Annotated in this window: 11 protein-coding genes; 6 read left to right on the top strand and 5 right to left on the bottom strand. The window is 61.1% G+C overall.

Going from position 1 to position 13,850, the window contains the following annotated elements; translation table 11 throughout:
* The first annotated feature begins 236 nt into the window (after nt 1–236).
* Together PG5_RS17765 and PG5_RS17760 are read left to right on the top strand one after the other, a co-directional pair.
* Nucleotides 237–761, top strand: a complete 525-nt coding sequence (locus PG5_RS17765) for a DUF6586 family protein (RefSeq protein WP_020798505.1) — start codon at nt 237–239, stop codon at nt 759–761.
* Nucleotides 762–903: 142 nt separating this feature from the next.
* Complete coding sequence (locus tag PG5_RS17760; protein ID WP_008064452.1) at nt 904–1,137, top strand: hypothetical protein; 234 nt, start codon at nt 904–906, stop codon at nt 1,135–1,137.
* Between the two features lie 82 nt (nt 1,138–1,219).
* Here PG5_RS17760 and sulA read toward each other — a convergent pair whose 3' ends face one another.
* A complete protein-coding gene (sulA, locus tag PG5_RS17755) occupies nt 1,220–1,693 on the bottom strand; it encodes an SOS-induced cell division inhibitor SulA (protein ID WP_020798503.1) in 474 nt (157 codons plus the stop codon).
* A 10-nt stretch (nt 1,694–1,703) separates the two neighbouring features.
* Nucleotides 1,704–2,312, bottom strand: coding sequence for a transcriptional repressor LexA (gene lexA, locus PG5_RS17750; protein WP_008064450.1), 609 nt, complete (start codon nt 2,310–2,312; stop codon nt 1,704–1,706).
* 229 nt (nt 2,313–2,541) lie between these two features.
* Here lexA and PG5_RS17745 point away from each other — a divergent pair, with 229 nt between their 5' ends.
* From PG5_RS17745 to PG5_RS17735, 3 genes are all read left to right on the top strand, one after another.
* Nucleotides 2,542–3,249 carry a TetR/AcrR family transcriptional regulator gene (locus PG5_RS17745; RefSeq protein WP_020798502.1) on the top strand — a complete coding sequence of 236 codons (708 nt, stop codon included), beginning with the start codon at nt 2,542–2,544 and terminating at the stop codon, nt 3,247–3,249.
* A gap of 158 nt (nt 3,250–3,407) precedes the next feature.
* Nucleotides 3,408–4,418, top strand: coding sequence for a beta-N-acetylhexosaminidase (gene nagZ / locus PG5_RS17740; RefSeq protein WP_020798500.1), 1,011 nt, complete (start codon nt 3,408–3,410; stop codon nt 4,416–4,418).
* A gap of 12 nt (nt 4,419–4,430) precedes the next feature.
* Nucleotides 4,431–5,171, top strand: coding sequence for an S-methyl-5'-thioinosine phosphorylase (locus tag PG5_RS17735; RefSeq protein WP_020798499.1), 741 nt, complete (start codon nt 4,431–4,433; stop codon nt 5,169–5,171).
* A 110-nt stretch (nt 5,172–5,281) separates the two neighbouring features.
* On the opposite strand, the gene PG5_RS17730 is transcribed toward PG5_RS17735, so the two are convergent.
* Genes PG5_RS17730 through mfd form a run of 3 tightly spaced genes read right to left on the bottom strand, consistent with a single transcriptional unit; the run spans nt 5,282 to nt 12,013 of the window.
* Nucleotides 5,282–7,975, bottom strand: a complete 2,694-nt coding sequence (locus PG5_RS17730; RefSeq protein WP_020798498.1) for a DEAD/DEAH box helicase — start codon at nt 7,973–7,975, stop codon at nt 5,282–5,284.
* 11 nt (nt 7,976–7,986) lie between these two features.
* Entirely contained in the window at nt 7,987–8,553 is a 567-nt protein-coding gene (locus tag PG5_RS17725; protein ID WP_020798497.1) for a CsiV family protein, read from the bottom strand.
* A gap of 10 nt (nt 8,554–8,563) precedes the next feature.
* A complete protein-coding gene (mfd, locus tag PG5_RS17720; protein WP_020798496.1) occupies nt 8,564–12,013 on the bottom strand; it encodes a transcription-repair coupling factor in 3,450 nt (1,149 codons plus the stop codon).
* A gap of 362 nt (nt 12,014–12,375) precedes the next feature.
* Here mfd and PG5_RS17715 point away from each other — a divergent pair, with 362 nt between their 5' ends.
* On the top strand, nt 12,376–13,839 hold the full coding sequence (locus tag PG5_RS17715) for a glyceraldehyde-3-phosphate dehydrogenase (RefSeq protein WP_033043386.1): 1,464 nt from the start codon (nt 12,376–12,378) through the stop codon (nt 13,837–13,839).
* Nucleotides 13,840–13,850 lie beyond the last annotated feature (11 nt).

Genomic DNA, 13,850 nt, shown 5'->3' with positions numbered 1-13,850 from the left:
GCAGGAATGGATATGTACTCAGACAACCATTTCCCACAGGCTTTGACGCGGGGTCGGCCGCCCTGATCGGGAGTGGTGCACTTTTTCTGCAAGGAGCGGTTTCATTCACAAGGATGGTGGCAATTTATTGAGTGGGAGTGTCATTCGGGATCAGACAATGCTTGCGGGAGAAGGAGTTGATCCACGACACTGTCTGACCTGCGTGAAGCAATTATTTCGTTGTGGAGGCTGCCGTCATGGCCCACGAACTCTATACCCGTACCAACCAGAAGATTTATTTCGCCGGCCTGTCGCTGGAAGCGCTCGCCAAGGCCGAACAGGGGCGGGCGATGAATGCCTTGGCGCTGATCCAGGCGGAGCGAGAATCGGCGTTGTTTCATCTCTACGGAGCCTTGTTGGGCTTGTGTCACGAAATCGCCGGTTTCTATCGTTTGCCCCAGGCTAATGCTTCCCGGGCCGAATCGTTGCTGACCCGCGAAGTGCTGGAAAGTATCGCCATTCCGGAAATGGCCGAGATGGTCGAGCTGGCCAACAACCCGGAAACCTGGCTGGCCAAGTTGCTGGCTGCCCATGCTGCGTTGTTCCAGCCGCCTCGAGCGCCGCGCAAGCCTAAAGGTGATGTGACGCAGCCGTTGATCGTGGCGGTAAATCTCGATGAAGAAGAGGCACCTCAGGAGCTGGGTCGCGAGGAGCTGGAGAGCTGGCGGCAAAACCTGAAAAGCCTGGCCATCCGTTTTCGCGAAGGCTTGAACGAGTGCTGATCAACTAAACAGCGCAGCAGGCGACCCTTGGGGTTGTTTGCTCGGCTGCCGAGTCATTTTTGCAAGGGTATCTGGTCAAGATCCCGAGCGAAGCTTGGCTGATGCCTATATAATGCTCGCCTTCCGTGGAGAACAGACCTTTATGCCAACGTCCTTTCTAGAAATTGTCGAGTTACCAGACGGCCGAATCGAACTGCGCAGGGCAGAGGACGAGGGTTCTCTGGTTACTTTGGATTTCTCCGAGGATGCCAAGGCGTTCCTGCAAGGCCAGCACGTGGAAGTCGCCAAGGCGATGTTGAGCGTCGGTGTGCAGATGGCGGGACGTATGGTTGAAGGTGAATTCGAGAAGGAAGAGGGGCCGCGGGTCCTTCATTGATCTCCGCCTGTCGGTTTTTCCGGCACTGCCTTCAATAGGCTTCTCTATCCTTGCAGAAGCCCCTCGCGTTCAGCGTGTGCCGTTAACCCAGTCGAATATTCAGGCTTTGAGCGTCCCCGGTCCGGGCGGCGCTGATCAGTTGTTGCCGTGAGATTTTGCTCAACGGGTTGAGCCAGCTGACCACTGTGTGGCTGCGACCAAGGCGAAGGGCTTCGCAAGTCAGTTGCTGGGCGCTTTGGGCGCCACGGGGTTGTAGCAGCAGGATGCGTTCGCGATTGAGTCCGGCATCCCTCAGCCAGGCCTGGGTCAGGCTGGCAGGCGGGGCGATCAGGGTCAGCCAGCGAGCATCCTGGTCCTGGCTGAGCTCGCGCAGGATCGGCGCCAGAAGGTTCAGGCAGTTCCCGGCTGCACCACGCAAAGACAGTTCACTGAACACTTCGGGTTCGGCGCTCCAGGGCGACTCCACTTCCTTCAGGATTGGCGCCATTGGCTGTGCCATGAATGCCTCGAACTGAAGCGGCAGTTGTGCTTGCTGTGATGTGTAGGGGAACTGCATAAAGCCTCCTTTAACGGCGAATGACGCCGACGCTCAAGCCTTCGATCACCAGTTCCTGATCTTTCAGGTTCACTTCGATAGGGGCAAACTCGGGGTTTTCAGCCAGCAACCAGACTTTGCTACCGTCGCGCTTGAAGCGCTTGACGGTGACTTCGTCGCCGATTCGCGCAACCACGATCTGGCCGTTGCGGGCTTCGCGGGTGGTGTGGACGGCCAGCAGGTCGCCGTCGAAGATACCCACATCCTTCATGCTCATGCCGTGCACGCGCAGCAGGTAATCGGCGCGTGGGTGGAAGAACGCAGGGTTGATGTTGCAGGACTCTTCAACGTGTTGCTGGGCGAGGATCGGCGCGCCAGCCGCGACGCGGCCAATGATTGGCAGGCTGGAGTCGTCGGCCTTGGCCTCGAAACCGGGAATGCGAATACCGCGCGAAGCTCCCGGAGTCATCTCGATCGCGCCCTTGCGGGCCAGCGCCTTGAGGTGTTCTTCTGCCGCGTTAGGCGATTTGAAACCCAGTTCCTGAGCGATTTCCGCGCGGGTCGGCGGGTAGCCGTTGTCTTCCAGGCAGCGTTTGATAAAGGCCAGAATCTCGGCTTGGCGTGGCGTCAGCTTTAGCATATTGATCGCTCTGTCTTTTTATACAGTGACTGGGATTATATACAGTGGAACGGTCTTGGCAATGCCCCTTTTTTTGTGCGCCGCCAGACGGTCGCTCAACCGGCTGATGGAAGCTTTGCGGTTGTGTGGTTAAATGCATGACCGACCATTCCCGAAACGAACTGCCAGACTTGACAACGCACGGGCTGAAACGTATGTTTCAAACAAGTGTTTGTCAGGCGGAGTAGCCATGGCCCAGTCGGAAACCGTTGAACGCATTCTCGATGCTGCCGAGCAGTTGTTCGCGGAAAAAGGTTTCGCCGAAACCTCGTTGCGTTTGATCACCAGCAAAGCGGGTGTGAACCTGGCGGCGGTGAACTATCACTTCGGTTCCAAGAAGGCGCTGATCCAGGCCGTCTTCTCGCGCTTCCTGGGGCCATTCTGCATCAGCCTCGATAAAGAGTTGGAGCGGCGCCAGGCCAAGCCAGATAACAAGCCTTCGCTCGAGGAATTGCTGGAAATCCTCGTCGAGCAAGCCCTGGTGGTGCAGCCACGCAGCGGCAACGACCTGTCCATTTTCATGCGATTGCTCGGACTGGCCTTCAGCCAGAGCCAGGGGCATTTGCGCCGCTACCTGGAAGATATGTACGGCAAGGTGTTTCGCCGCTACATGTTGCTGGTCAACGAGGCTGCCCCGCGCATCCCGCCGATCGAACTGTTCTGGCGCGTGCACTTCATGCTGGGTGCGGCCGCGTTCAGTATGTCCGGTATCAAGGCCTTGCGCGCCATCGCCGAAACCGACTTCGGGGTCAATACCTCCATCGAGCAGGTCATGCGCCTGATGGTGCCGTTCCTGGCAGCCGGCATGCGTGCCGAATCCGGTGTCACCGACTCGGCCATGGCCACCGCGCAACTGCGTCCTCGTAGCAAATCGACACCGGTTGCCGCCAAGGTTTAGCCGCTCATGGGTGGGCGCGGCAGCTGACATCCGATAAGCTAGCCGCCCATGCCGACTCTCGTTTTGAACCCGTTCCCACCGATGATCGCCGACCTCCCGGGTGCAGCCCAGGGCGGCGTATCGTTGCGAGCCGGGTTTATCGTTATCAAGGAATTGTTATGACTGCTGGCCTGCAAGGCTCGTTGATGGTGGACGTCGCCGGTACCTGGCTGACGGCTGAAGATCGCCAATTATTGCGCCAGCCCGAAGTGGGCGGCCTGATCATTTTCGCCCGCAACATCGAACATCCGCGCCAGGTCCGCGAGTTGAGCGCGGCGATCCGCGCCATTCGTCCCGACCTCCTGCTGGCGGTGGATCAGGAGGGCGGGCGGGTCCAGCGCCTGCGCCAGGGCTTCGTGCGCCTGCCGGCGATGCGCGCCATTGCCGACAACCCGAACGCCGAATACCTGGCCGAACAGTGCGGCTGGATCATGGCCACCGAGGTGCTTGCCGTTGGCCTGGACCTGAGCTTCGCCCCGGTGCTGGATCTCGATCACCAGCGCAGCGCCGTGGTCGGGACCCGTTCGTTCGAAGCGGATCCGCAGCGTGCTGCGCTGCTGGCCGGTGCTTTCATTCGCGGCATGAACAGCGCGGGCATGGCCGCCACCGGCAAGCATTTCCCTGGCCACGGCTGGGCCGAGGCGGATTCCCACGTCGCGATCCCCAATGACGAGCGCAGCCTCGAGCAGATTCGTGCCCATGACCTGGTGCCTTTCGCCAAGTTGAGCAAACAGCTGGCCGCCGTCATGCCTGCCCACGTTATTTATCCACAGGTCGATACCCAGCCGGCGGGCTTCTCGCGGCGCTGGCTGCAGGACATCCTGCGGGGCGAACTGCAGTTCGACGGGGTAATTTTCAGCGACGACCTGTCCATGGCCGGTGCCCACGTGGTGGGCGATGCCGCCAGCCGTATCGAAGCGGCGTTGACCGCCGGCTGCGACATGGGCCTGGTGTGCAACGACCGCGCAGCCGCCGAACTGGCCTTGAGTGCCGCCCAGCGTTTGCAGGTCAAGCCGTCGGCGCGCATTGCACGGATGCGCGGCCAGGCGCATGCGAGCACCGAATACCGCCAGGACCCGCGCTGGTTGGCGGCCGTCGGTGCGCTCAGGGATGCACAACTTATCGATTGAGAAGGGGGCGCCATGACGGTTTACGCGATTATCGGCGGCAGCGGCCTGACCCGGCTGGAAGGCCTGCAGATTCGCCAGTCATTGGCGCTGGACACTCCCTACGGCGCGCCGTCTGCAGAAGTGCAGATTGGCGAATATGCCGGCAGCGAAGTGCTGTTTCTCGCCCGTCATGGTCACCCGCACCGTTTTGCGCCGCACCGGGTGAATTATCGCGCCAATCTCTGGGCGCTGAAGCAGGCCGGTGCCGAGGCCATCCTGGCAGTCAACGCAGTGGGCGGCATCAACGGGGCGATGGGTACCGGGCATTTCTGCGTGCCGCATCAATTGATCGACTACACCAGTGGCCGCGAACACAGCTACTTTGCCGATGACCTGGAGCCGGTGACCCATATCGATTTCACCTACCCCTACAGCGAATCGCTACGCCAGCGCTTGATTGCAGCGCTGGTGGCCGAAGGCGCGGGTTTCAGCGATCGGGGCGTCTATGCCTGCATGCAGGGTCCGCGGCTGGAAACCGCCGCCGAGATCCTGCGCCTGGAGCGCGATGGTTGCGACATCGTTGGCATGACCGGGATGCCCGAAGCGGCCCTGGCCCGCGAGCTGCAGCTGGATTACGCCTGCCTGGCGCTGGTGGTGAATCCGGCAGCGGGCAAGTCGGCATCGGTGATCAGCATGACAGAGATCGAGCGAGCGTTAGGAGAGGGGATGGTTAGGGTGAGGTCGACGTTGGCGCGGGTGCTCCGGGCTGACTAGCCGATATACCGAGTCGCTCCCTTCGCGAGCAGGCTCGCTCCCACAGGTTCGGTGACATTCCTGTGGGAGCGAGCCTGCTCGCGAAGACTATTTGTCAGGCGCTGCAAACTTTAACGCTTCTCCAGCTTATCCGGCAACGGCGCAAACAGCGCCTCGATGTCATCGCTCTGCAACTTCCAGTCCCCGGCCTGTCGTCCATCCAGCACGCCCGCCGCCAGGTCGGATTTTTCCTTCTGCAGGTGCTGGATCTTCTCTTCCACCGTGCCGCGGGCGATCAGTTTGTAGACGAACACCGGCTTTTCCTGGCCGATGCGATAGGCGCGGTCGGTGGCCTGGTTTTCCGTTGCCGGGTTCCACCAGGGGTCGTAATGGATCACGGTATCGGCTTCCGTCAGGTTCAGGCCAACACCACCGGCCTTCAGGCTGATGAGAAAAATCTGACGCTTGCCGCTCTGGAATTCCTTCACCGGTGTACGACGGTCGCGGGTCTGTCCGGTCAGTAGCGCGTAGGGCACGCCGCGCTTGTTCAGTTCTTCTTCGATCAATGCCAGCATTGAGGTGAACTGCGAGAACAATAGAATCTTGCGGCCTTCCTCGAACAGCTCTTCGAGCATTTCCATCAGGCTGTCGAGCTTGCCCGAGGTGCTGCCCCGCGCCGGAAGGGTGGCTTCATTGACCAGGCGCAGATCGCAACACACCTGGCGCAGCTTGAGCAGCGCCTCGAGGATGATGATCTGGCTGCGTGCCACGCCCTTGCGGGTGATTTCGTCGCGGACTTTCTTGTCCATGGCCAGGCGCATGGTTTCGTACAGGTCGCGCTGGGTTTCGTTGAGTTCGACCCAGTGGATGATCTCGGTTTTCGGCGGCAACTCGGTTGCCACCTGTTCCTTGGTGCGACGCAGCAGGAAGGGTTTGATCCGGCTGTTGAGGTGTTGAAGCCTGACTTCGCTGGCGCGCTTTTCGATGGGTACCCGGTAATCACTGTTGAAGCTTTTGACGTCGCCGAGCCAGCCCGGCAGCAGGAAGTGAAACAGTGACCACAGTTCGCCCAGGTGGTTTTCCAGTGGCGTGCCGCTCAGGCACAGGCGCTGGCGGGCATTGAGCTCACGGGCAGCCTGGGCGGCCTTGCTGTTGGGGTTCTTGATGTATTGCGCTTCGTCCAGTACCAGCACGTGCAAGGGCTGCGCCGCCAGGCGTTCCACGTCCTTGGGCAGCAAGGCATAGGTGGTCAGGATCAGGTCGTAATCGGCGAGGTTGTCGAAATGTTTTTTGCGACTGGCGCCGTACAGTGCCAGTACCTTGAGTTGCGGAGTGAAGTGCGCCGCTTCGTCGAGCCAGTTGGGAATCAGGCTGGTGGGCATCACCACCATGCAGGGGCGATCGAGGCGACCGGCGTTTTTCTCGCTGAGGATGTGCGCCAGGGTCTGCAGGGTTTTGCCCAGGCCCATGTCGTCCGCGAGGATGCCGCCGACTTCCAGTTGGCGTAACGACTGCATCCAGCTCAGGCCCTCGAGCTGATAGGGGCGCAGTGTCGCGTTCAGGCCGTCCGGCGCCGAGGCGGTGTAGTCCTTGATGTCGCGCAGGCGTTGGGCAAAGCTGCGGATCTGCTCGCCACCTTCCCAGAGCAGTGGCAGGTCTTCCAGCGAGTTGAGACGCGTGGCGTCGGCCTTGCTCAGGCGCAGCGTGGTTTCGCCAGGTTCTTGAAGGTAAAACTCGCCAAGCGTCGCCAATACCGGTTTCAGGCGGCCGAAGGGCAGGGCGACTTGCAGGGGGCCGTGCTCGGCGTTCGGCCGGCTGGGTATGTTGACCAGGATCAGCTCGTCGTCGCGCCGGCGAGCGAGGCGTTCCGGATTGAGCAGTTCGGTGTGGGAACGCATCAGGTTCAACAGGATCGGCAACAGGCTCAACCGCTCGCCATTGACGATGATCCCCAGCTCCAGGTCGAACCAGTCGCGCTCCGGAACCTGTTCGACCGTGGCGTACCAGTCGTCCACGGCAGTCAGGTCGAAGCCGAAGTCTTCGTTGATTTGCAGCTCCCAACCCTGGGTGCGCAACTTTGGCAACTCATTGAGGGTGAAGGTCAGCCAGGCGCTGTCGTTGACCATCTCGAACAGTTCGCCAGCGCTTTCCGGCAGGGCCTTGCTTTGCCGGGTGGCGATCTTGAAACCGAGGATTCGCAGCTGCTCCCGGTAGGACTGTTCGACGTCCGGGTGGCGTTTTATCCGCAGTGTCTGGGTCTCCTGGCGAATCAGGATGTCGGCATTCTTCTGGCCTGAAACGTACTCGTCCAGGTAACCGAAAGACAACGCCGCGCGATGCTGGATGTAACGCTGCATCCGCCCGTTGCGCGGTTCGAAGGCGCTGAACTCAATGCTCGCCAGCCACAGGCGCGGTACCGGTTGCACGTTGTCCACCAGCACTTGCGGTGGTGCCTTGGGGCTGCGGTTTTCCAGCACCGCCTGGAGTTTTTCCAGGAGTTCGGCGTCTTTGGCGGCGGCGGGGTAGTCGAGGGTTTCCTGGATTTGCAGGAGCACCGCTGCGCAATGTTTGCAGTTGCTGTGCACCGGGCAGGAGCAGGTGGCATCGACCATCAGCAAGGTGCCTTTGGCCGACTCGCGCAGGCGAATGGTCTGACGGTAAACGTTACCGCCAGAGCCTTCGCACGCCGCGGTGATCGTCGCGTCGCCGACCTCGACGATCCTGACGCGATTCTCCAGGGCATACCGGCGACCGCGCTCCAGGCTCTGTTCCTTGAATCGGCTGACCCAGGAAGGTGCCAGGGGTTTGCTCAGGGTCGCGGACATGGGGGGCTCGATCAGTCCGGGACGACTTCAGGGGCTTCCCGGGGAGCGGGCGCCGTCAATGAGGTGATCTTGATCAGCAGGCCCAGGTGGCCGTTGTCGAGGAAATTGAGCTGGCCGTTCTTGGTATGGCTTTCCTGTTTCAGGTGTTCGCTGGCGGTGACCAGGCCGTCTTCGTTGAACTGGTTGACCCAGAAATCGGCATCTACATCGGTGAAGCGTCCCAGCGTCAGGTTCAGGGTGCCTTCGATCGGGTACTGGCCGTACTGTTCCTTGCCGTCGCTGACCGCCACCTTGACCGGTGTCTCGCCGAGCGTCTGCTGCCACGCCTTGTGCAGCAGCACGCTGTATTCATTGCTGGCGGTGAGTTTTTCCACTTCGTTGTTGAGGCTCGGCGTGCGCAGGCTGTCAGGGCTGACGGTTTGCGCGCCTGCGGCCCAGTCTTCCGGCGCGGCACGGCTGATAATCGCCGGCACGGCATTCTGCCGCACCAGAATCATTTCAATCTGATACAGGTCATCGGCAAACACCGAAGGGGCGACCAGGGTTATCAACAAGGTCAGTGAGCGAAACAGGCGCATGCGGCGTCCTTCAAGCAGTTTTCGGGATAAGACGCTCAAACAGCGCCTCTACAGTATTAAAGCGTTCTTCCGGGCGCTCCATCGGGACCTGGAATTTAAACATCGTCGCGCCTTCGAATTTGTAGCGCTTGGGCTGGCTCTGGATCAACTTGATCAGGGTCAGGGGGTCGACCGGGGTTTGTGTCGCGAATTCGATTCGACCACCCTGCGGGCCGCCGTCGACTTTCTTGATGCCCAGCAATTCGGCCTGCAATTTCAGTGCGGTGATGCGCATCAGGTTCTTGGTCGGCTCGGGCAACAGGCCGAAACGGTCGATCATCTCGACCTGCAGGTCCTTGAGGCCGTCCTCGTCGGTGGCCGAAGCGATGCGCTTGTAGAGAATCAGGCGGGCATGGACGTCCGGCAGATAGTCTTCGGGGATCAACGCCGGTACGCGCAGGTTGACTTCCGGACCGCCGCCCAGCGGTTGATCGAGGTTGGGCTGTTCGCCCTTGCGGATCGACTTCACCGCGCGCTCGAGCATTTCCATGTACAGCGTGAAACCGACCGCCTGGATCTGCCCGCTCTGGCCGTCGCCAAGCAATTCGCCGGCGCCGCGGATTTCCAGGTCGTTGGTGGCGAGCACAAAGCCCGCGCCGAGGTCCTGGGTGTTGGCGATCGCTTCCAGGCGCTTTTCCGCGTCCGCGGTGATCTGCTGGCGCGGTGGCGTCAGCAGATAGGCGTAGGCCTGGTGGTGACTGCGACCGACCCGGCCGCGCAACTGGTGCAACTGCGCCAGGCCGAACTTGTCAGCGCGCTCGATGATGATGGTGTTGGCGCTCGGCACGTCGATGCCGGTCTCGATGATGGTCGAGGCGATCAGCACGTTGAAGCGCTTGTGGTAGAAGTCGCTCATCACCTGTTCGAGTTCGCGCTCGCGCATCTGCCCGTGGCCGATGCCGATCCGCGCTTCCGGCACCAGCTCGGCGAGGTCGGCGGCGCATTTCTCGATGGTCTTGACGTCGTTGTGCAGGTAATAGACCTGGCCGCCGCGTAGCAGCTCACGTAGCAGGGCCTCTTTAACCGTGCTCTTGTTCTGCTCCATGACGAAGGTGCGCACCGACAGGCGACGGGCCGGCGGGGTGGCAATGATCGACAGGTCGCGCATGCCCGACACGGCCATGTTCAGCGTGCGTGGAATCGGCGTGGCGGTCAGGGTGAGGATGTCGACTTCGCTGCGCAGCGCCTTGAGCTGTTCTTTCTGGCGGACACCGAAGCGGTGTTCTTCGTCGATGATCACCAGGCCCAGGTTTTTGATTTTCACATCGTCGGACAGCAGCTTGTGCGTGCCGATGACGATGTCGATCTTGCCTTCGGCCAGGTCGGCGATCGCCGCGTTCACCTCTTTGGCCGACTTGAAGCGGCTCATCACTTCCACGCTCACCGGCCAGTCGGCGAAGCGGTCGCGGAAGCTGTTGTAGTGCTGCTGGGCGAGCAGGGTGGTCGGTACCAGGATCGCCACCTGGCGACCGCCGTGCACCGCAATGAACGCTGCGCGCATGGCCACTTCGGTCTTGCCGAAGCCGACGTCGCCACACACCAGGCGATCCATCGGCTTGGGCGCGAGCATGTCTTCGCGCACCGCTTCGATGGTGCTTTGCTGGTCTGGCGTTTCTTCGAACGGGAAGCCGGCGCTGAAGGTGGCGTAATCGGCTTTCGGGTCGGCGAAGGCATACCCTTCACGCGCGGCGCGGCGTGCGTAGATATCGAGCAATTCAGCCGCGACGTCGCGCACCTGTTCGGCGGCCTTGCGCTTGGCTTTTTGCCAGGTCTCGGAACCCAGGCGATGCAATGGGGCGAGGGCGTCGTCGCTGCCGGTGTAGCGGGCGATCAGGTGCAGGTTGGCCACCGGCACATAAAGCTTGGCGTTTTCCGCGTATTCAAGGGTGAGGAATTCGGCGGCCTGGTTGTCGATTTCCAGGATCGTCAGCCCCAGGTAGCGGCCGACACCGTGATCGATGTGCACCACCGGCGCGCCTTCGCGCAGCTCGGTGAGGTTCTTGATGACCGCGTCGTTGTTGGCGTCGGCGCGCTTCTCGCGGCGCCGGCGCTGCATCACGCGCTGGCCGAACAACGGGCTTTCGGCGACCAGCGCCAGGGCCGGATCATCCAGCAGCAGGCCTTCGTCCAGCGGCGCGATGGTGATCGCCAGGCGCTCCTTGCTGGCGACAAAGTCCGGCCAGGTGTCGACGGTCTTCGGTCGCAGCTTCAGGCGTTCCAGCAGTTCGAGCAGCACTTCGCGACGGCCCGCGGATTCGGCAGTGAACAGCACGCGCCCAGGGAACTCGTCGAGGAAACCCGAGAGCGCCGCCAGCGGCTGGGTGGCCTTGGCTTCGATGGCCAGGTTCGGCAATTCCCTCGCGGGGAAGCGCTCGCGGCCAGCGCCGGACTCCACATCCTGTTGGCTGGCGACCACTCGCGGCCAGTTTTTCAGGCGGGCGAAGCAGTCTTCTACTGGCAGGAACAACTCGGCAGGCGGTAATAAAGGACGCGAAGGATCGACGCGCCGCTCTTCATAACGATTGCGCACGTCGTTCCAGAAATTTTCCGCGGCCTGCTCGATGCCTGGCAACGAGAACACTTGCGTGTCCTGAGGCAGGTAATCGAACAGCGTCGAGGTTTCTTCGAAGAACAGCGGCAGGTAGTACTCGATGCCGGCGGGGGTAATCCCGCTGTTCAGGTCCTGGAAGATCGGGCAGCGCCGGAAGTCGACATCGAAGCGCTCGCGAAACCGTGCCTTGAAGCGGGTGACGGCTTCTTTCTCCAGCGGGAATTCCTTGGCCGGCAGCAGCTTGACCCTATCGACCTTGTCGATGGAGCGCTGGTTTTCCGGGTCGAAGGTGCGCAGGGTTTCGATTTCGTCGTCGAACAGGTCGATCCGGTAAGGCAGCTTGCTGCCCATCGGGAACAGGTCGATCAAGGAGCCGCGCACGGTGAATTCGCCATGTTCGTACACGGTATCGACGTAGCGATAGCCTGTGGCCTCGAGGCGGGTGCGCATTTGCTCGACGTCTAGCTTCTGGCCGACGTCCAGGACCAGGCTGCTGCCGAGCAAAAATTTGGTCGGCGCCAGGCGGTGCAGCGCAGTGGTGATCGGCACCACCAGCACGCCATGACTCAGTTCCGGCAATCGATAAAGCGCCGAAATGCGCTGGGAAATGATGTCCTGGTGCGGCGAGAACAGGTCGTAGGGCAGGGTTTCCCAGTCGGGGAAATGCAGCACGGGCAAATCCGGGGCGAAGAAACCCAGCTCCTGTTCCAGTCGTTCGGCACTTTGGCTGTCGGCTGTGAGCAGCAGGGTAAAGCGCTTGGCAGCGCTGGCGGCCTCGGCGATGGCCAGGCTCAGGGCGGCACCGGGCAGGTTGCCCCAGTGCTGTTTACCTGCCGCGGCAGGGAGAAGCGGTAGACGCAGAACGGGCACGGAAGGTTGAGCTCCAAGCGTTGCGACAAAGTCGGTAATTGTAGCGGTCCCGGGTGCCGGCTGTCAGTCGCAGATGTGTCTATTACGCGGGTAAGGAAAAATGTAGTGGTAAAGACAAAATCGCGGTGTTTTTTACCGGAAATTAGCGATTATGTAGTGGCAAAACCAACCGGTGTTACGGATGGTTACGGATAAGGTTGCGCTGTCCCCAAAAAATTGACGAAGCTGGAGGCCCCGGTTTCATTGGGTTTCAGCGGTGCGCGATTTTTTTGAAAGGGATTTTGTTACTGGCGGTGCGACAAGCGCGCATTGCTACACGAGGCGCGCGGCGGCATAATGTAGCCCCTTTTTTCTGCCCCTACATGTGGAAGGTTCCCGTGACTCAGAAGCCCGACCAGTGTCTTGGTGAATGGATCGACCGTGAAGCACTCGCAGAAGCGATGATTCCGCTTATCGGTCAGCTTTACCGCAATAACAATGTGGTGAGCTCGATCTATGGCCGCAGCCTGATCAATCGTTCAGTCATTGCGATTCTCAAAGCTCACCGCTTTGCTCGTCACCGTCAAACCGACGATACCGAGCTGTCCGTCCACGAAACATTCCCGCTGCTCAAGGCGATGAGCGAGCTCAAGCTCGGCGCCGCTTCGGTAGACCTGGGCAAGCTGGCAGCCAAGTTCAAGGCTGAAGGCAATGGCCGTACTGCCGAGCAGTTCGTGCGTGAAGAACTGGCCGACGTGGTTGGCCAGCAGAACGCTTCCGCCCGCAAAGGCACCGACGTTGTCCTGTACGGCTTCGGTCGTATCGGCCGTCTGCTGGCGCGCATCCTGATCGAAAAAACCGGTGGCGGCGACGGCCTGCGCCTGCGCGCAATCGTCGTGCGCAAGGGCGCCGAGAACGACCTGGTCAAGCGTGCCAGCCTGCTGCGTCGCGACTCGGTTCATGGCCCGTTCGATGGCACCATCACCATTGATGAAGCCAACAACACCATCACCGCCAACGGCAACCTGATCCAGGTTATCTACGCCAAGAGCCCGACCGAAGTCGACTACACCCAGTACGGCATCGAGAACGCACTGATCGTCGACAACACCGGTGTATGGCGTGACGCCGACGGCCTGGGCCAGCACCTGGCCTGCCCGGGCGCTGCCCGCGTGATCCTCACCGCACCTGGCAAGGGCGCACTGAAGAACATCGTGCACGGCATCAACCATGGCGACATCAGCCCTGACGACAAGATCATCTCGGCCGCTTCCTGCACCACCAACGCCATCGTGCCGGTGCTGAAGGCTGTGAATGACAAGTTCGGCATCGTCAACGGCCACGTCGAAACCGTTCACTCGTTCACCAACGACCAGAACCTGATCGACAACTTCCACAAGGGCAGCCGTCGTGGCCGCGCCGCGCCGCTGAACATGGTAATCACCGAGACCGGTGCCGCCACCGCAGCCGCCAAGGCACTGCCAGTGCTCAAGGGCAAGCTGACCGGCAACGCGATTCGCGTTCCTACGCCAAACGTGTCGATGGCCATCCTGAACCTGAACCTGGAAAAGGCCACCACCCGCGAAGAGATCAACGAGTACCTGCGCCAGATGGCCATGCACTCGGACCTGCACAAGCAGATCGACTACGTCAATTCGCAGGAAGTGGTTTCCACCGACTTCGTTGGCTCGCGCCACGCAGGCGTCGTGGACGCTGAAGCGACCATCACCCAGGATAACCGCGTTGTACTGTACGTCTGGTACGACAACGAATTCGGTTACAGCTGCCAGGTGGTTCGCGTGATGGAAGACATGGCCGGTGTAAACCCGCCAGCTTTCCCGCGCTAAGCTCCTTTAGC

The organism is Pseudomonas sp. G5(2012) (assembly GCF_000408945.1).
Taxonomy (GTDB): domain Bacteria; phylum Pseudomonadota; class Gammaproteobacteria; order Pseudomonadales; family Pseudomonadaceae; genus Aquipseudomonas; species Aquipseudomonas umsongensis.
The sequence above is the reverse complement of the archived record's forward strand: the minus strand, read 5'-3'. Positions and strand labels throughout refer to the sequence as shown.